The sequence below is a fragment of the Pseudomonas sp. 3MAES_34.3B genome (assembly GCF_058145875.1).
In genome coordinates this window covers 1,863,560-1,881,183 of sequence record NZ_CM176960.1, presented here as the reverse complement: position 1 = coordinate 1,881,183, position 17,624 = coordinate 1,863,560, and the positions used below count along the sequence as shown (strand labels likewise).

Below are 17,624 nucleotides of genomic sequence, written 5' to 3'. Positions count from 1 at the left end.
CTATGAGTGTTAGCGATAAACGCGTTGAAGAGTTTGCCTACTACATCTGGGAATCGGAAGGCCGCCCGGAAGGCCATGCGCAGCGGCACTGGGAAATGGCGCGCAAGCTGGCCGAGGCTGAAGACAAGGCCCCTGCCAAGCTGCCCCGCAAGGCCCCGAAAAAGCCCAAGGATGAAGTGACCGCGCAGGCTCCCGCGCCTGCGGCCACTGCCAAGGCCAAGGCTGCACCGAAGGCCGCGCCCAAGGCTGCGGCCAGCAAGCCTGCCGAGGCACCCAAGCCTGCACCCAAGGCGGCCAGCGCCGAGAAAAAACCTCGCAGCGCCAAGAAGCCCGCAGCGAGCTGACCTGCCCCGCCCGGCCAGCTCCCTGCTGCCGGGCCTGTAACGACACCACCCAGGCCGCCAAGCGCGGCCCTTCCGGGTGGCGTTCGTAGTTAGCGGTCCAGCCGCCTCGACAAACTTTTTACTCTAGCGTTTGAAACGTGAAGGACTCCCCATGAGCCGGCAAAAGAAAACCGAACCCGCTGAAGCGGCCGCCAACCCCGACATTCCGCAATCTCCCATTGACCCATCCCGTATCCGGGAAGGCCTGCCCTTCCCGCTCGGCGCCACCTGGGACGGCCTGGGGGTGAACTTCGCGCTGTTCTCGGCCCATGCCACCAAGGTCGAGCTGTGCTTGTTCGACCCCAGCGGCGAGCACGAAATCGCCCGGATCGAGCTGCCCGAATACACCGACGAGATTTATCACGGCTATCTTCCCGACGCACATCCGGGGTTGATCTACGGCTACCGGGTGTATGGCCCGTACGATCCGAAGAACGGCCACCGTTTCAACCACAACAAGCTGCTGATCGACCCCTATGCCAAGCAATTGGTGGGTGAGCTCAAGTGGTCCGAGGCTCTGTTTGGCTATACCATCGGCCACCCCGATGATGACCTGAGCTTCGACGAACGCGACAGCGCGCCTTTCGTGCCCAAGTGCAAGGTGATCGACCCGGCCTACACCTGGGGTCAGGATCAGCCAGTGCGGGTTCCCTGGGACAAGACGGTCATTTACGAAGCCCACGTACGCGGGCTGACCATGCGCCATCCCTCGGTGGCCGAGTCGGTACGCGGTACCTTTGCCGGCATGAGCAACCCCGACGTTCTGGACCACCTCAAGAAACTGGGTGTGTCATCGGTGGAGCTGTTGCCCATCCACGGCTTCCTGAACGACCAGCACCTGCTCGAGAAAGGCCTGAACAACTATTGGGGCTATAACTCCATTGCGTTCTTCGCGCCGCATTCCAAATACCTGGCCAGCGGCAAGATCGCCGAGTTCAAGGAAATGGTCGCCCACCTGCATGAAGCAGGCCTGGAGGTCATTCTGGACGTGGTGTACAACCACACCGCCGAAGGCAACGAGCGCGGCCCCACGCTTTCCATGCGGGGGATCGACAACGCCTCGTACTATCGCCTGATGCCCGACGACAAACGCTACTACATCAATGATTCCGGTACCGGCAACACGCTGGACCTCAGCCACCCTTGCGTACTGCAAATGGTGACTGACTCGCTGCGCTACTGGGCCAGCGAAATGCATGTGGACGGGTTCCGCTTCGACCTGGCGACGATCCTGGGCCGTTATCACGACGGCTTCAGCGAGCGTCACAGCTTCCTCGTGGCCTGCCGACAAGACCCGGTACTGCGGTCGGTAAAACTGATCGCCGAACCATGGGACTGCGGCCCGGGCGGTTATCAGGTGGGTAACTTCGCGCCAGGCTGGGCGGAATGGAACGACAAGTTCCGCGACACCGTGCGTTCGTTCTGGAAAGGGGACGAAGGCAAGTTGGCGGCGTTCGCCTCGCACATGACCGGCTCCGGCGACCTGTTCAACCACCGCGGCCGCCGCCCGTTCAGCTCGGTGAATTTCGTTACCGCTCACGATGGCTTCACCCTCAAGGACCTGGTGTCCTACAACGAGAAGCACAACGAAGAGAACGACGAGAACAACCAGGACGGTACCAGCAACAACATGTCCTGGAACCACGGGGTGGAAGGCCCCACCGACGACCGGAATATCATTGAGCTGCGCCTGCGGCAGATGCGTAACTTCTTCGCAACGCTGCTGTTCTCTCAGGGCACGCCCATGATGGTAGCCGGTGACGAATTCGCCCGCACCCAGAACGGCAACAATAACGCTTACTGCCAGGACAGCGAGATCGGTTGGATCAACTGGGAGCTGGACGAGGACGGCAAGCAGTTGATGAAGTTCGTGCGCCGGCTCACCAAGCTGCGCCTGACGTACCCGATGCTTCGTCGCAATCGGTTCCTGGTAGGGACCTACAACGAGGAGTTGGGGATCAAGGACGTCACCTGGCTGGATCCTCACGGCAACGAGATGACGCCGGAGCAGTGGCAGGATAGCAATGGTCGCGCGCTCGGAATGCTACTGGACGGCCGCGCCCAACCTACGGGTATTCGCAAACGCGGCGACGACGCTACCCTGCTGATCATCGTCAACGCCCACCATGACGTGGTGAACTTCACGCTGCCGGAAGTGCCCCAGGGCACCCACTGGAACTGCCTGGTGGACACCAACCGCCCTACCCTGCGCGACCCCGAAGCGCTGGACTTCGGCACAGAGTTCATGGTGACTGGCCGTTCGTTCCTGCTGTTCGAAGCGCACCACGAAGAAGAGGACTGATCCACGGACGCTCGAGCTGCGCCCGCAGGAAGCGGGCGTAGCCGGGCTTCCAGCGTAGCTTGCGAAGAAGCTTGCATGGGTCCCAGGACGAGGTCGCTGGAACTGCCCTGACCATCCTCTGGTCTGAACCTGTGACCGTTTTCGATCCAAGGAGCCACCGTGTACGCCGAGCCAGCCGAGGGTGCCAGCAACCCGCATGGGGGCGCAAAACGCGACCGTGAGGTTCACCGCATACGTGTCCTCACGGTCAATACGCACAAAGGCTTCACTGCGTTCAACCGCAGGTTCATCCTGCCGGAGCTGCGTGAAGCGGTACGCAGCACCAGCGCGGATATCGTATTCCTGCAGGAAGTGCTGGGCGGCCATGACCGCCATGCTTCACGCTTCGCCAACTGGCCGCAGGTGTCCCAATATGAATTTCTGGCCGACAGCATGTGGCCCGAATTCGCTTATGGCCGTAACGCCGTTTACCCCGACGGCCATCACGGCAACGCCCTGCTGTCCAAGTACCCCATCCTCCATTACCGCAACCTGGATGTGTCCATTACCGGGCCGGAGCGGCGCGGTTTTCTACACTGCATCCTGCAGGTGCCGGGGCACGAAGACGGCGTCCATGCCATTTGCGTTCATTTGTCGTTGATGGAGCACCACCGTCAGCAACAGCTGCGGCTGTTACGCCAGCTGCTGGACTCGCTGCCGCCGCATGCACCAGTAATCATCGCCGGGGATTTCAACGACTGGCAGCTCAAGGGCAACGCAACCCTGGCGCAGTATGGCGACCTCCACGAGGCATTCGAGCGCAACCTGGGCCAACTGCCCAAAACCTACCCTGCCCGCTTCCCCATGCTGCGCCTGGACCGCATCTACCTGCGCAACGCCACCAGCCACCAACCCCGGATACTCGGTACCCGGCCATGGACGCATCTGTCGGATCACCTGCCGCTGGCAGTAGAGATCCATCTTTGATCCGCGCCGTTTACCCGTAACCTTGGCCCTGCAGCACAATCGCCGGCAAGCCGTGCTGCTACAGTGAATGCCTGTAGCAGCACGGCTTGCCGGCGACCAGGGACTGCACCCGCCCTAGGCCCGTTACAACCGGGCCGCCTTGACCACCTGAGGCTGCAGGATCAATACGCCAAGGGGTGGCAGCTTGAGATTCAGCGAGTGGATCTGGCCGTGGCTCTCGATTTCTTCGCTCGCCACCGCGCCGCCGTTGCCATAGTTAGAGCCGGCGTAAGTTTCGGCATCACTGTTGAATACCTCATCCCACAGCCCAGCCACGGGCACGCCGATGCGGTAGCCATCGCGGGGTACCGGGGTAAAGTTCGCAACCACTAGCAGGGGCTCACCGTGGCGGCTCCAGCGCAGGTAGGCGTACACGCTGTTCACTGCGTCATCACCAATTACCCACTGGAAGCCCTGCGGCTTGCAGTCTTGTTCATGCAGCGCCGGCTCCTCGCGGTACAACCGGTTCAGGTCGCTGATGGCCTGCTGCACGCCCTTGTGCTCTGAATACTGGGTGAGGTACCAGTCCAACTGGTGGTCATGGTTCCACTCGCGGAACTGACCGAATTCGCACCCCATGAACAGCAACTTCTTGCCGGGGTGGGTCCACATGAAGGCCAGGTAGGCCCGCAGGTTCGCGAACTTCTGCCAGCGGTCGCCCGGCATCTTGTCGATCAGCGAATGCTTGCCATGCACCACTTCATCGTGAGAAATCGGTAGCACGAAGTGCTCCGAGAACGCATACATCAGGCCAAAGCTCAGTTCGTTGTGGTGATGCTGGCGATGGATAGGGTCGTTCTGAATGTAATGCAACGTGTCGTGCATCCAGCCCATGTTCCACTTGTACGCGAAGCCCAGCCCGCCTTGCTGGGTGCTTTGGCTTACGCCTGGCCAGGCCGTGGACTCCTCGGCGATCACCAGCGCGCCGGGGGTTTCCTGGGCGACCACATCGTTGAGGTGGCGCAGGAAATCGATCGCCTCGATATTCTCACGGCCGCCAAACTTGTTGGGTACCCATTCGCCTGCCTTGCGCGAGTAGTCTCGGTAGAGCATCGACGCCACGGCGTCTACCCTCAGCCCGTCGATATGGTAGTGCTTGAGCCAATGCAGGGCCGAGGCAATCATGAACCCGTGCACCTCGGTGCGCCCGAGGTTGTAGATCAGCGTGTTCCAGTCCTGATGGAAGCCTTCCAGCGGGTTGTCGTATTCGTACAACGCGGTGCCGTCGAAACGCTCCATTCCGTGTTGATCGGTGGGGAAGTGCGCGGGCACCCAGTCCAGCAACACCCCTATACCCGCCTGGTGACAGGCGTCGACGAACGCGGCGAACTCGTCCGGTTCGCCATAGCGGGCCGACGGCGCGAACTGGCTCAGCGGTTGATAGCCCCAGGAGCCCCCGAACGGGTGTTCCATCACCGGCATCAGCTCGATGTGGGTAAAGCCGAGCTGCTGGATGTACGGAATAAGCCGATCGGCCAGCTCGCTCCAGCTGTAGTGCCGGCTGAATTCACCAGCCTCGTCGGTCTCCACCATCCAGGACCCGGCGTGCAGCTCGTAGATGGACAGCGGTTTGTCGGCGCCCGCCGCTGCCTGCCGCCCTTCCATCCACGCCTGGTCACCCCATTGATGGCGCAAGCGCGTGGCAACTCGCGAGCCCGTGGCGGGCGGCAATTCGGTCCAACGCGCCAACGGGTCTGCCTTGAGCGGCAAGATGCCGTGCTGCCCCAGTACTTCGTACTTGTAGATCTCACCCGCATTAAGGGCTGGAATGAAAATCTCCCATACCCCGCTGGGGTGGCGCTGGCGCATGGGATGGCGGCGGCCGTCCCAGCCGTTGAAGTGGCCTACAACCGATACCCGGCGGGCATTGGGCGCCCACACCGAGAACCGTACGCCTTCCACGCCGTGAACGTTGATCACCTGCGAGCCCATGGCGTCGCTGAGGTTGCGATGGTTACCCTCCGCGAACAGGTAAAGGTCCATTTCGCCGAGCTGTTCACCGAAGCTGTAGGGATCGTGAGCGATCTGTACCCCGGTGGCCCAATGAATCCTGAGCCGATAGTCGCGCGGGCCTTCCAGGCGGCCGGCAAAAAAGCCGGGTACCGATGAGTGCTCTTCGAGGTGCCCGATCGTGTCTTCACTTTGGCTGCTTACCAGTTCCACCCGCATGGCGTGAGGCAGATAGGCGCGTACATACAGGCCATCCGCTCCATCTCCGTGCGGCCCCAATACCGCGAACGGGTCGGGGTGCTCTGCACGCACCAATGCCTGTATGTCCGCGTCTGGCGGAAATACGCCCTGGGCGCGGCCCTGTCCCTGTTGCGCACTCATGTGTTGTCTCCGTTGATAGCCAGCAGCCCGAAGAGGCCATGCAAGGGCACGGCCAACCAGCTCGGGCGATTCTCGGCTTCGTAAGCGATTTCGTAGGCAGCCTTTTCCAGGCTGAAGAGTTCGAGCGCGGCACGCTCGCCTTCGGGGTCTTCCCAGGCATGAGCCAAGGTAGCGCTGGCCAGGCCATACGCCTCAATGAACGCCTGACGCGCTTCCGCCAGGTAGCGATCGGCTACACGCTGGCGAGCATCGGCGGCTTCTGTGGAGCTGTCCACGGCCTGGGCACTGCGCACCGCCATGGCCGCGGCATAGTCGAACGAACGCAGCACACCGCTCACGTCCTTGTAGGGGCTGTACTTGCCGCGGCGCTCTTCCAGCGGCCGCGCCGGCTCACCTTCGAAGTCGATCAGGTAAGCATCGCCTTGCACTACCAGCACCTGGCCGAGATGAAGGTCGCCATGAACCCGCATCACCAGGCCACCCACAGCGGTACGGGCAAGCCGCTCCACGTGGGAGAGCAAGGCTTCGCGCCGGCCCAGCAGCTCTGCCACCTTGGGTTTGGCGTCATCCGTGAAGGTGTCCTTGTGTTGTTCGAGTAAGTGCAACGCGCGTTCGACCTGCGCCGTTACGCTTTTGCTCCATGCCTGGGCATCTTTTTCATCACTCACCCGCGCGGCGAAGTCCGGGTTGTCCGTGTCCCCCGCCAGCGCAACATGCATTTCGCCCAGGCGTTGGCCGAGCATGCCCGCGAACGCTTTCAGTTCTTCAAGCGCGTTGTAGTGCTGCTCCTGCTCGGAACGGGCAGCGTCCAGCTCATCGCGAACCGCCCGCTCGAGGTTGTTCTGGGTCCATTCCCAGGCATCGCCCTGATTGTTCAGGTAGCCCTGGGCAATCATCAGCAGGTGCGGCACCCCGGCTTCGTCCACGCGCACCACCGAGCCCATCAACGGCGAAATGTTCTGGTAGCCCGCTTCAGTGAGGAACGCCCCCATTTCGAGTTCCGGGTGAATGCCACCACTCACCTTGCGGATCATTTTGAGCACCATGCTGCCGTCGATCACTACCGAGCTGTTGGATTGCTCGGCGGACAGGTAGCGGATCGGCGGCTCGTCCGCCACGTTGAGGGCGTCCATCTGAGCGGTATGGGTGAAGCGCAGCTGGCCCTCGGCGCACGGCAATACGCTGTCCGCCTTGAGCCCACGCACTACGGCGCGAATAAAACTCTCAAGCACGAAGGCGTCGGTCAGCAACCCTACCTTGTTGTTGCGGCGCACCCGGGTGAGCGCCAGCTGCTGGGGCAAGGCGCTACTGATCAGGTCTTCCGGGACGAACCCGAAGGGGAACTGGTAGCGGCTGACCACGCCCCCGCTGCTCACTTCGATTTCGCTCAGCAATACGGGCACCGGCAATTGGCTGAAGCGCACGCCATAGGCCACGCGGATGCTGTCGATGGTATTGCCCTTGCCTCCGAACCAGCGGCGCTTGGGCAAGTACTGTGGCAAGGTGGTGTGCTCGATGGTGTGACGGGCCGGGCCGTCGAGCAATTCTTCCAGGCGCTTCTTGAGCACCAGCGTTTCCAGATCAGGCATAGGTTGTGCGGCCTCCACGTGCCAGCTAGGCATCTGGTTTTCCGGGGCAAGCAGGAACCAGTAAAACCCATAAGGGGGCAAGGTCAGCAGGAACGGCAACTGACCGATGGGGGGAAAGGCGTTACCGCCGAGCATTTCCACCGGCACCATGCCGGCATACGGCGACAGCTCCAGCTCCGCGGCCTGGGCGGCCCTGGACACGTTCGCCACGCACAGGATGTGCTCGGTGCGGCCCTCGGCATCGGTGTACTCGCGCAGGTACGCAAGAATCCGCCGGTTGCTGGGGGTCAGCATTTTCAGCGTGCCGCGGCCGAAAGCCTGTTGATGCTTGCGCACCGCCAGCAGGCGCCGGGTCCAGTTCAGCAACGAGTGAGGGTCGCTGGCCTGGGTTTCCACGTTCACCGCCTGGTAGCCGTACAACGGGTCCTGGATGGGCGGCAGTACAAGGCTGGCGGGGTTGGCGCGGGAGAAACCGCCATTGCGATCCACCGACCATTGCATCGGTGTGCGTACCCCGTCGCGGTCACCCAGGTATATGTTGTCGCCCATCCCGATCTCGTCCCCGTAATACAGGGTCGGCGTGCCCGGCATGGACAGCAGCAGGCTGTTGAGCAGTTCGATACGGCGGCGGTCACGCTCCAGTAAAGGGGCCAGCCGGCGCCGAATGCCCAGGTTGATCCGCGCCCTGCGATCGGCCGCATAGTGATTCCACAGATAATCCCGTTCGCGGTCGGTCACCATCTCCAGCGTCAATTCATCGTGGTTGCGCAGGAAGATTGCCCATTGGCAATTCGGAGGGATTTCCGGCGTCTGGCGCAGGATGTCGGTGATGGGGAAGCGGTCCTCCTGAGCCAGCGCCATGTACATGCGCGGCATCAGCGGGAAGTGGAATGCCATGTGGCACTCATCGCCGTTATCGCCCTTACGGTCGCCGAAGTACAGCTGGGTGTCTTCGGGCCACTGGTTGGCTTCGGCCAGCAGCATGCGGTCCGGGTAGTTGGCGTCGATCTCGGCGCGGATCTCCTTGAGTACCTTGTGGGTTTCAGGGAGGTTCTCGTTGTTGGTGCCGTTGCGCTCGATGAGGTACGGGATGGCATCCAGGCGCAAACCGTCGATGCCCAGGTCCAGCCAGTAGCGCATCACGCCGATAACCGCCTTCATCACCTGCGGGTTATCGAAGTTCAGGTCGGGCTGGTGGGAATAGAACCGATGCCAGAAGTATTGCCCGGCCACCGGGTCCCAGGTCCAGTTCGACTTTTCGGTGTCCAGGAAGATGATCCGGGTACCGTCATACTTCTTGTCGTCATCGGACCACACATAAAAGTCCCGCGCCCTCGAGCCTTTCTTCGCCCGCCGTGCCCGCTGAAACCACGGGTGCTGGTCGGAGGTGTGGTTGATCACCAGCTCGGTAATGATCCGCAGGTTGCGCTTGTGCGCCTCGGCGATGAACCGGCGAACATCGGCCATGGTGCCGTAATCCGGGTGCACGGCCTTGTACTCGGAAATGTCATAGCCGTCATCGCGTCGGGGCGAGGGATAGAACGGCAACAGCCAGATGGTGTTCACGCCAAGCTCGGCGATGTAGTCGAGCTTGGCGATAAGGCCAGGGAAGTCGCCTATGCCGTCATTGTTGGAATCATGAAACGACTTCACATGTACCTGGTAAATCACCGCATCCTTGTACCAGAGCGGGTCATTCAAGAACGCTTCGCGCGATTTCTTGGCCATTTATGCGCATCCGTCAGAAGGCAACTTTTTCCATTCGCCAGATACCGAACGGCATATGCGGCTCCAGGCGGGTCCATTGTGTCTTGCCATGCCACGTCCAGCGGTGCCCGGTCATCAAGTCTTCGCCGTTCACCGAAGCATCGTCGTCCAACCCCAGTTCCCACAGCGGCAGTTCGAACTGCGCTTCCTGAGCGTTGTACGGGTCGAGGTTGATCGCCACCAGGATGAAGTTCTTTTTGTCCGGGGTGCGTTTGCCGAAATACAGGATGTTGTCGTTCGACGCATTGTAGAAGGCAAAGCCAAGGTGGGTTTGCAGCGCGGGGTTCTGCCGGCGAATGCGGTTGAGCTGGGCGATCTCCGCGATGATGTTCCCTGGCTGGGTAAAGTCCCGCACGCGGATCTCGTACTTTTCCGAATCCAGGTACTCTTCCTTGCCGGGAATGGGCGCCGACTCACACAGTTCAAAGCCCGAATACATCCCCCACAGCCCCGAACCCATGGTGGCCAGCGCGGCGCGGATCAGGAACCCAGGGCGCCCGCTTTCATGCAGGAAGAACGGATTGATGTCCGGTGTGTTCACAAAGAAGTTCGGCCGGTAGCACAGCGACCATGGCGGCTGGTTGAGTTCAGTGAAGTACTTCTGCAACTCCGCCTTGGTGTTGCGCCAGGTGAAGTAGGTGTAGCTCTGGCTGTAACCGACCTTGCCCAGGCGGGCCATCATCGCCGGCTTGGTGAAGGCCTCGGCAAGGAACATCACATCCGGATCGCGGCTGCGGATTTCCTCGATCATCCATTGCCAGAACGGCAGCGGCTTGGTGTGTGGGTTGTCCACGCGGAAGATCTTCACGCCCTCTTGAACCCAGCCCCACACCACTTCGCACAGCTCGGTCCAGAGCGAAGGGACTGCATCGGCGGCATAGAAGTCGACGTTGACGATGTCCTGGTACTTTTTCGGCGGGTTTTCGGCGTAACGGATAGTCCCGTCCGGGCGCCAGGAGAACCAGCCCGGATGCTGCTTGAGCCACGGGTGGTCTTGCGAGCATTGAATGGCGAAGTCCAGGGCGATCTCCAGGCCATGCTCGGCCGCGGCCTTCACCAGTTGGCGGAAGTCTTCACGGGTACCCAATTGCGGGTGAATGGCCTCGTGGCCACCTTCAGGGCTACCGATGGCGTAAGGGCTGCCGACGTCGTCCGGCCCGGCTTCCAACGAATTGTTGCGGCCCTTGCGGTGCGCACGGCCGATGGGATGGATGGGCGTGAAGTAGAGTACGTCAAAACCCATGTCGCGGATCATCGGCAACCGGCTGTGCACGTCGTTGAACGTGCCATGGCGGTTGGGATCGTCGGTAATGGACCGGGGGAACAGCTCATACCAGCTGGCGAACTCGGCCAGCGTGCGCTCCACCTCAACCGGGTACTCGGGGCTGCGGCTGAGGAACGGGCGGTTATCGGCCTCGCGCATGGCCTGGGCGGTGGCCGATTCCAGCAGCAAGGCAACGCGGTGATCCTGGTCAAGCCCATCCAGGCGGTCATGGACGGCCTGCAAACGATCGCGCAGTTCCCCCTCGCTGCGGCCAATGGCGTGCACCAGGTGCAGCCGCCCCTCCTCCAGTTCCAGGTCGATGTTCACCCCGGCGCCGTATTTCTTTTCCAGCTCATAGCGGTAGCTGGCGAAATCATCGCGCCATGCTTCGATCATGAAGCTGTGACGGGCCACTTCGTCGAAGGTGATCTCGGCCTGCCAGCTGTCGTTGCCCAGGTCCTGCATGGGCGTACTGTGCCATTGGCCGTCGCCTACCTTGTGCCAGCGCAGCAACACCGCCAGCTTGTCGTGCCCGTCAGTGAATACCTTGGCGTCCACGGTAAGGGTGCGGCCGGGCAAGGACTTGATCGGCCATGCCCCATCGTCCAGCACCGGGGACACGTCTTCGATCGCTATGCGCGGCAACAACAGCGCCTCGGACACACTCAAGCGGTGCTCCGGATGCTCACCGTGAGGGGCCCCTGGGCCCGTTTCAAAGGTTTGTTCCACCGTCATCGAGTTTCGCTCCCTACGCCCCGTGGACGCGTTGCGTTCACTGTATGCCTTGCCGAAGCCGGGCGGCCTCGACCTTTGAATTCGGAGGCTGGCCCTAAATGAAAGTTCAAGCAGCCTGCCTTGCGCGCTATATGCAACCTCCCGGCGGCTCGGTTGAGCCTTAGGGGCTACGCTGAGGTCACGATGTGAAACCCAGCGCCAAAGGAGCATAGCCATGTCACTGCCATTGCCTGAACCGCTTGACGTACCCGACCCGAATATCGATGAGCCAGCATTGCCACCGCCCGTGGACGACCCCGAAAATGCGCCCCCATTGCCAGGTAGCCAGCCGGGCGTTGGCGACCCGCCCTCCGAGGCACCGCCTGCCCAGCTGTAAACCCCGTGGCCACGCCGTTTCAGGCGCCTGCACCACAGCCGAACCAAGGGGCGTGGATCCGGTCTGAATTCGGTGGTCAGCCAGGTGCAAATACGCACGCCGTGGCTGCACCAATGCCCGTTGAAGCGCGCGAAGGTGGCTGTCAGGATGCTTCCCATCCCGGCAACACGCGCGCCTTCGGGCCCGCCTAAACAATAAGCAGGGACCTCGCTAATGTCTGCACAGGCTATTTCCGCCAACGGCCAGGAGGCCGGCGTCACCGATGACACCGTCTTGATCGAGGTACGCAACCATGTGGGCTATCTCACGCTCAACCGTCCCTCGGGCATCAATGCCCTGACGCTGGAGATGGTCCGTACCCTTCGTGCTTGCCTGGCCGAATGGGCGGATGACCCGCAGGTGTTCGCCGTGGTATTGCGCGGCGCCGGGAGCAAGGGCTTCTGTGCAGGTGGCGATGTACGTGCCCTGTGCAAAAGTTACGAACACCACGACACCGTGCATCAAGCGTTCTTCGCCGAGGAATACGAACTCGACCTGGCTCTGCATCAGTTTCGCAAGCCTGTGGTCGCGATCATGGACGGTTTCACATTGGGTGGCGGCATGGGCCTGGCGCAAGCCGCCGAACTGCGCATCGTGACCGAACGCAGCTGGTTGGGCATGCCGGAAACCGCCATCGGTTTCTTTCCTGATGTGGGCGCCAGCTATTTCCTGTCCCGGCTGCCAGGTGCCATCGGGCTGTACCTGGGCATAACCGGCGCCCGTATCCAGGCCGCCGATGCCCTGTATTGCGGGCTGGCCGACTGGTTCGTGGAACACGACCGGCTGGCGCAGTTCGAGGAGCGGCTGGGCCAGATGGACTGGTCACCCATGCCGCTCAAGGACATCCAGAACATATTGGCCAGGCTGGGCGTGCAAGCACTGCCCGAACCTCCGCTGGATCGCCTGCGGCCTGCCATCGATCATTTCTTCAACCAGCCGGAGGTGCCCAGCATCATTGAACAGCTTCGCCAGGTGAACGTTGCCGACAGCCGTGACTGGGCCTTGCGCACTGCCGATGAAATGGCCCTGCGCTCGCCGCTGGCCATGGCGGTTACGCGTGAGATGCTGGTATTCGGCCGGCAGCTGAGCCTGGAGAGTTGCTTTGCCATGGAGCTGCACCTGGCGGCTCAGTGGTTCGAGCGCGGCGACCTGTTGGAGGGCGTTCGCGCGGTATTGATTGACAAGGACAACCGGCCCCGGTGGAAACCCGCACCCGGGCAACGACAATTACAAGAACTATTCGAAGGCCTGTGACCCTACAGGCCCGCGCCGCGGGCGATAGGGGCGCAGCAGGCCGCGCAGGGAGTGACACATGCAAGACCTCGAGTTTACCGAAGAGCAGGTCATGTTCAGGGATATGGCCCGGCAGTTTGCCCAGGCGCAGATCGCGCCCCGCGCCCAGGCCTGGGAAAAGGCGGGCTGGATCGACGACCAGGTCGTTGCGCAGATGGGCGAGCTGGGCTTGCTCGGCATGGTGGTTCCCGAGCAATGGGGCGGCAGCTACCTCGACTACGTGGCCTATGCCTTGGCCGTGGAAGAAATTTCCGCCGCCGACGGCGCTGTTGGCACCCTCATGAGCGTGCACAACTCGGTCGGGTGCGGGCCGATCCTCAAGTTCGGGACTGCCGCCCAACAGGATACGTGGCTACCACGGTTGGCCAGCGGGCAGGCGATTGGTTGCTTTTGCCTGACCGAACCCCATGCCGGCTCCGAGGCCCATAACCTGCGCACCCGCGCCGAGCGCCAGGGCGAGGAGTGGGTGCTCAATGGCGCCAAGCAATTTGTGACCAACGGCCGCCGGGCCGAGCTGGCGATCGTGTTCGCGGTTACCGACCCCGAGCTGGGGAAAAAAGGGCTGTCGGCGTTTCTGGTACCCACCTCCACGCCCGGGTTTATCGTGGACCGCAGCGAGCACAAGCTGGGGATCAAGGCCTCGGACACCTGCGCCATTACCCTTAGCGACTGCCGCATACCGGCCGAAAACCTTCTTGGTGAACGCGGCAGAGGGCTGAGCATCGCCCTGTCGAACCTGGAAGGCGGGCGTATCGGCATCGGCGCGCAAGCGGTCGGCATCGCTAGGGCGGCGCTGGAAGCAGCGCTGCGCTATGGCACCGAGCGGGTCCAGTTCGGCCAGCCCATCGTAGAGCACCAGAGCGTCGCCAACCTGCTGGCCGACATGCACACGCGGGTAAACGCCGCCCGGCTGCTTGTGCTACATGCCGCCCGGCTGCGCTCGGCTGGGCTGCCCTGCCTGTCCGAAGCCTCCCAGGCCAAGCTGTTCGCCTCGGAAATGGCCGAATGGGTGTGCTCCAAGGCGCTGCAGATCCATGGCGGCTATGGGTATCTGGAAGACTACCCGGTGGAAAAATACTACCGCGATGCGCGTATCACGCAGATCTACGAAGGCTCAAGCGAAATCCAGCGCCTGCTGATCGCCCGCGAACTGGTGCGCAACGGGGTGTGACTGCTGCGCTCCGCAGCGAGCCATCAGCCGTAGCAGCCTGGCTTGCCAGCGATTGACGCATCACTGCGGTGAAGCAGGTCGCTAGCAAGCTACGCTGCTACAGGCGCCCTGTTCAAAACGGTACATTCACCCGCAGCGAGGCACTGTGGTCGGTGTAATCGCTGCGGCTTTGAGCGTCGTAAGTGAGCGACACCTCGGTGCCGCCGCGCAGCGTGCTCACTACCCCTGCCCCGCCTCGCAACAGCCAGGGGCTGGGCTGTTCGCCGGTGATGGTGAAGCTGTCGTGGGGGGCGCCGGCAAAGGCGGCGGTGCGAGTGCCTGGATCATTGATCAGGTCGTAACCCATGCCCAGGTTCAACCGTAGCCGCGTTGCCGCGCCCATGTCCTGTTCCAGCCGGGCGTCGAAGCCTGCAATCAGCTGCCCGGTGTCCCGTGCCGCCACGTTCAACAGCAGCGGTTGCAGGCCTGCCGGGCCCCGCTCTTGATAACGCCCCTCGTGCACATGGTTGTAATCCAGCCGCAGCGACGGCATCAGCCGCGTGCGCTCGCCGAGGTCGTAGCGCTGCGCCAGGCTGCTGCCCAGTGTCGCCACTGCGCTGTCATAGCGGGCATGCGCCGCGCCGGCCAACAGCTCCCGCTGCCCGTCCACCTGGAGGCTACCCGCGCCGCCGTACAGCATCCATTCCGTTCGCGCGTCCAGCGCATGGGCGCTGTAGCCGAGAAATTGCCATAGGTCGAGCTGGCTTTGCTGCGGGCCACCGGATACACCACCGGCGGTGCCGCCATTGGCATAGGCGAACGCTATCCCTATCCGGTGCGTGGGGGATACGGCCGTGTCCAGGCCGACCACGCTGCCGCCGGCACTGTCGACGCCGCTGTCGCGGTTGCCGCTGTAACTGAACGGTTGGCTCCAAAGCCCGCTCGTGCTGCTGCTATTGGCCCGGCTCAGCCCCAAGGCGCTGGTACTCATGCGCCCTTGCACCGCTTGGCCAATGGAGGCCAAGGCTGCCTGACTGGTGCGCAACGCCGCGTTATCCATCGGCAGCGCCTGGGCCAGTGTGGCAGCCACCTGAGCATTGCTGCTGGCACCCACGAAATAACCGGTCAGCGGGCTTGCAGCTCCCTTGGCCAGCTGCCGGTCAATCGCTGCCGCGGCCGTCAGCGCCCCATGCAACCCCGCCTGGCGGGCAGCGCTGGCAACGCCATCGGAAGCCTTGGGCGAAAGGGTAAGGTCCACGGTATTGCCATCCTTCACCGCGCCAAAATTGAACAAGGCTGAGTTGCTGGTCACGTTGAAGGTGCCATCCGACACCAGCCGCCCAGCGCTGATCACATCCGCCAGGCTGCTCACGGAAAAGGGGGTATTGGCGCCGTACAGGCCAACGTCCAGGTGGGCATTGCTGGGCAGCGTTGCGGTGCCGCCGACTTTCAACTGGCCATAGCTCTGCGCATTGGCGACCCAGGTTTGCAACACGGCGGTACTTGCCTGGTTGTAATCGCCGTCGATCCGTGCCGGGTTCAGCCCGGTGATCGGCGTGTTTACCGCCAAGGTGCCTCGGTTCACGAAGCGCTCTACCTCGAACACGCTGCCGCCTTCCATCATGTAGGCAGCATTGCTGTAAAGGTACGCGCGAGTGCCCGGCGCATGCACGGGCGCATCGAACCAGGTGATGTAGCGCCCGGCGATGGTCAGCGTATCCAGGCGGCTGTCGCTATCCACATAGAGGGCATAGTCGGCGCCCGACAGCGTGCCGTACGCGGCCAGGGTTTGCACATGAGCACCCTCGCCGATCCGCAGCCCGATGGCCTCCCCGGCCAGCGCGCCACGGTTTTCCAGCGTATCGACAGTGGTAGTGCCCAACAGGGCCATCGCGGTCTGGCCGCGTACGGTGCCGCTGTTTACCACCTTGCCCCCAATGCGCACGTTTTCCAGCCGAATGCCCTGGTCGTAGCCCAGGATGGTGCCGCTGTTGCGCAGGCCTGCGCCGATGTCACCGCCGGTGACGCGCAGCCCTACGCCCTGTTGTTCGCCCTCGGCCACATTACCAACGATGCGCCCGGTGTTTATCAGGCTGCCAATGAGGTGACTGCTGTTAAGTCGCACGCCGGTGCGCCCCTGGATCACCCCCTGATTGCGCAGGTCACCCACAATTACCGCGCCTTGGTCGGCATTGAACGCAGGGGCGAAGTGGCCGCCGTCCAGGGTGCCGCGGTTGATCAAGCTGCCGCCAATCATCCCGCCATACAACGACAACCCCGCAAAGCCGGTCTGGCCGGTGGAAATGGTGCCGCGGTTGATGAAATCACCCTTCACCAGCGTGTCGCTCAGTGAAACATCGCCTGAATACGCATGCAGGGTGCCCGTGTTGGTGAAACTCCCGAACACGCTGTCGTTGATGTTGATGTTGGAGCCCGATTCGATGGTGCCGCTGTTTACGAACCCCCCGTCGATCACGGTATTGCTCATGAAGAACGAGGTAATACCGCTGGTGAACACGCCGCTGTTCACGAAGCTGCCCAGCACATGGCTGTTGGCGATTTCCGAGCCGCCGCTGCGGCTGGCGATGGTGCCGCTGTTGCGCACGTCGCCGTACACCAGCGTGCCTACCACCTGCATGGGTGTACTACCCGCAGTGATACTGCCACTGTTGATGATCGAGCCCGCCACCGAACTGCCCTCCACCACCAGCCCACGGTATCGCCCTTCGATATTGCCGCTGTTGCGCACATCGCCGGCCAGGTTGCTGTCGCGGATCAACGCAGCGCCTTCGCTGGTGCCCAGTGCCTGGATAAGCCCTGTGTTGCTGACCTGCCTCAGTACCGAGCGGTCGATGTTCACCACAAAGTCATCCAGGCCTTCGCTGCTCAGCGTGCCGGCATTGAGGATGCGCGCCGTAGAGAAGTTCGCCCCCTGCATCGCCACGGCGGCGCCTTGCGCAACGGCGATGCTGCCCGTGGCGCTTACCACCAGGCTCTCGCCCGCGCTCAGCCGGCACCCGGCCGTGACTGGCCTCTCCACTACGGTCAGCCGCCGGGTGCACGTGTCCTCCGCTCGCGCTTCGGTCAAGGGGCTGCCCATGGCAACCATTACCGCAATGGCAAGCGCATGCCCACGTAAGCACGGATGCAGGTTTGCAGAGGTATAGACGTACGAAGGGGCGGCCGACTGCCGAGGCTGACCGGGGTTGCAACTGTCCATAGGGCACCCGGGTGTAGAGGCGTGTGAAGTGGGTATAGGCAGCGGCATGTGCGCTGTCAAAGCCGTGTATCGGCGTAGGTACACAAGCGACTGACCGACGGTATTGGATCTCTTCTGGCTAATCGGCGATTCACGGCTAGGGTGATGTTTCTGCCGCCGCTTCGGCGCGC

10 protein-coding genes are annotated in these 17,624 nt (G+C 62.6%); 6 read left to right on the top strand and 4 right to left on the bottom strand.

Annotated elements, in window-relative coordinates:
• Positions 1-2 precede the first annotated feature (2 nt).
• The 3 genes from AC3Z8Y_RS08285 to AC3Z8Y_RS08275 all read left to right on the top strand — a co-directional run bounded on the left by AC3Z8Y_RS08285 (position 3) and on the right by AC3Z8Y_RS08275 (position 3,651).
• Positions 3-344 (top strand): DUF2934 domain-containing protein, encoded by a 342-nt coding sequence (locus AC3Z8Y_RS08285; protein WP_490089261.1) that lies wholly within the window; start codon positions 3-5, stop codon positions 342-344.
• A gap of 151 nt (positions 345-495) precedes the next feature.
• A complete protein-coding gene (gene glgX, locus AC3Z8Y_RS08280) occupies positions 496-2,685 on the top strand; it encodes a glycogen debranching protein GlgX (protein WP_490089260.1) in 2,190 nt (729 codons plus the stop codon).
• 231 nt (positions 2,686-2,916) lie between these two features.
• Complete coding sequence (locus AC3Z8Y_RS08275) at positions 2,917-3,651, top strand: endonuclease/exonuclease/phosphatase family protein (RefSeq protein WP_181116376.1); 735 nt, start codon at positions 2,917-2,919, stop codon at positions 3,649-3,651.
• A 123-nt stretch (positions 3,652-3,774) separates the two neighbouring features.
• Here AC3Z8Y_RS08275 and glgB read toward each other — a convergent pair whose 3' ends face one another.
• Genes glgB through AC3Z8Y_RS08260 form a run of 3 tightly spaced genes read right to left on the bottom strand, consistent with a single transcriptional unit; the run spans position 3,775 to position 11,376 of the window.
• Positions 3,775-6,021 (bottom strand): 1,4-alpha-glucan branching protein GlgB, encoded by a 2,247-nt coding sequence (gene glgB / locus AC3Z8Y_RS08270; RefSeq protein WP_490089259.1) that lies wholly within the window; start codon positions 6,019-6,021, stop codon positions 3,775-3,777.
• Positions 6,018-9,338: a maltose alpha-D-glucosyltransferase gene (gene treS, locus AC3Z8Y_RS08265; protein WP_490089258.1), complete on the bottom strand. Its 3,321-nt coding sequence runs from the start codon at positions 9,336-9,338 to the stop codon at positions 6,018-6,020. The genes glgB and treS overlap by 4 nt, the downstream gene beginning before the upstream one ends.
• A gap of 13 nt (positions 9,339-9,351) precedes the next feature.
• The gene (locus AC3Z8Y_RS08260) at positions 9,352-11,376 is read right to left on the bottom strand and encodes an alpha-1,4-glucan--maltose-1-phosphate maltosyltransferase (RefSeq protein ID WP_490089257.1); all 2,025 of its coding nucleotides are present in this window, start codon (positions 11,374-11,376) and stop codon (positions 9,352-9,354) included.
• Between the two features lie 214 nt (positions 11,377-11,590).
• On the opposite strand from AC3Z8Y_RS08260, the gene AC3Z8Y_RS08255 reads away from it, so the two are divergent.
• The 3 genes from AC3Z8Y_RS08255 (at position 11,591) to AC3Z8Y_RS08245 (ending at position 14,255) form a co-directional block, all read left to right on the top strand.
• Positions 11,591-11,752, top strand: coding sequence for a hypothetical protein (locus AC3Z8Y_RS08255; protein WP_490089256.1), 162 nt, complete (start codon positions 11,591-11,593; stop codon positions 11,750-11,752).
• Positions 11,753-11,965: 213 nt separating this feature from the next.
• Positions 11,966-13,045 (top strand): enoyl-CoA hydratase/isomerase family protein, encoded by a 1,080-nt coding sequence (locus AC3Z8Y_RS08250; RefSeq protein WP_490089255.1) that lies wholly within the window; start codon positions 11,966-11,968, stop codon positions 13,043-13,045.
• A gap of 58 nt (positions 13,046-13,103) precedes the next feature.
• Positions 13,104-14,255, top strand: coding sequence for an acyl-CoA dehydrogenase family protein (locus AC3Z8Y_RS08245; RefSeq protein WP_490089254.1), 1,152 nt, complete (start codon positions 13,104-13,106; stop codon positions 14,253-14,255).
• A gap of 112 nt (positions 14,256-14,367) precedes the next feature.
• Here the strand turns inward: AC3Z8Y_RS08245 and AC3Z8Y_RS08240 are convergent, their stop codons facing one another.
• Complete coding sequence (locus AC3Z8Y_RS08240; RefSeq protein WP_490089253.1) at positions 14,368-17,334, bottom strand: autotransporter outer membrane beta-barrel domain-containing protein; 2,967 nt, start codon at positions 17,332-17,334, stop codon at positions 14,368-14,370.
• Between the last annotated feature and the right edge of the window lie 290 nt (positions 17,335-17,624).

Excerpts from the sequence above, each read along its gene's own strand:
- glgB (WP_490089259.1), bottom strand. The coding sequence starts at position 6,021 with ATGAGTGCGCAACAGGGACAGGGCCGCGCCCAGGGCGTATTTCCGCCA.
- treS (WP_490089258.1), bottom strand. The coding sequence starts at position 9,338 with ATGGCCAAGAAATCGCGCGAAGCGTTCTTGAATGACCCGCTCTGGTAC.
- AC3Z8Y_RS08285 (WP_490089261.1), top strand. The coding sequence starts at position 3 with ATGAGTGTTAGCGATAAACGCGTTGAAGAGTTTGCCTACTACATCTGG.
- glgX (WP_490089260.1), top strand. The coding sequence starts at position 496 with ATGAGCCGGCAAAAGAAAACCGAACCCGCTGAAGCGGCCGCCAACCCC.
- AC3Z8Y_RS08255 (WP_490089256.1), top strand. The coding sequence starts at position 11,591 with ATGTCACTGCCATTGCCTGAACCGCTTGACGTACCCGACCCGAATATC.
- AC3Z8Y_RS08260 (WP_490089257.1), bottom strand. The coding sequence starts at position 11,376 with ATGACGGTGGAACAAACCTTTGAAACGGGCCCAGGGGCCCCTCACGGT.
- AC3Z8Y_RS08240 (WP_490089253.1), bottom strand. The coding sequence starts at position 17,334 with ATGGGCAGCCCCTTGACCGAAGCGCGAGCGGAGGACACGTGCACCCGG.
- AC3Z8Y_RS08245 (WP_490089254.1), top strand. The coding sequence starts at position 13,104 with ATGCAAGACCTCGAGTTTACCGAAGAGCAGGTCATGTTCAGGGATATG.
- AC3Z8Y_RS08250 (WP_490089255.1), top strand. The coding sequence starts at position 11,966 with ATGTCTGCACAGGCTATTTCCGCCAACGGCCAGGAGGCCGGCGTCACC.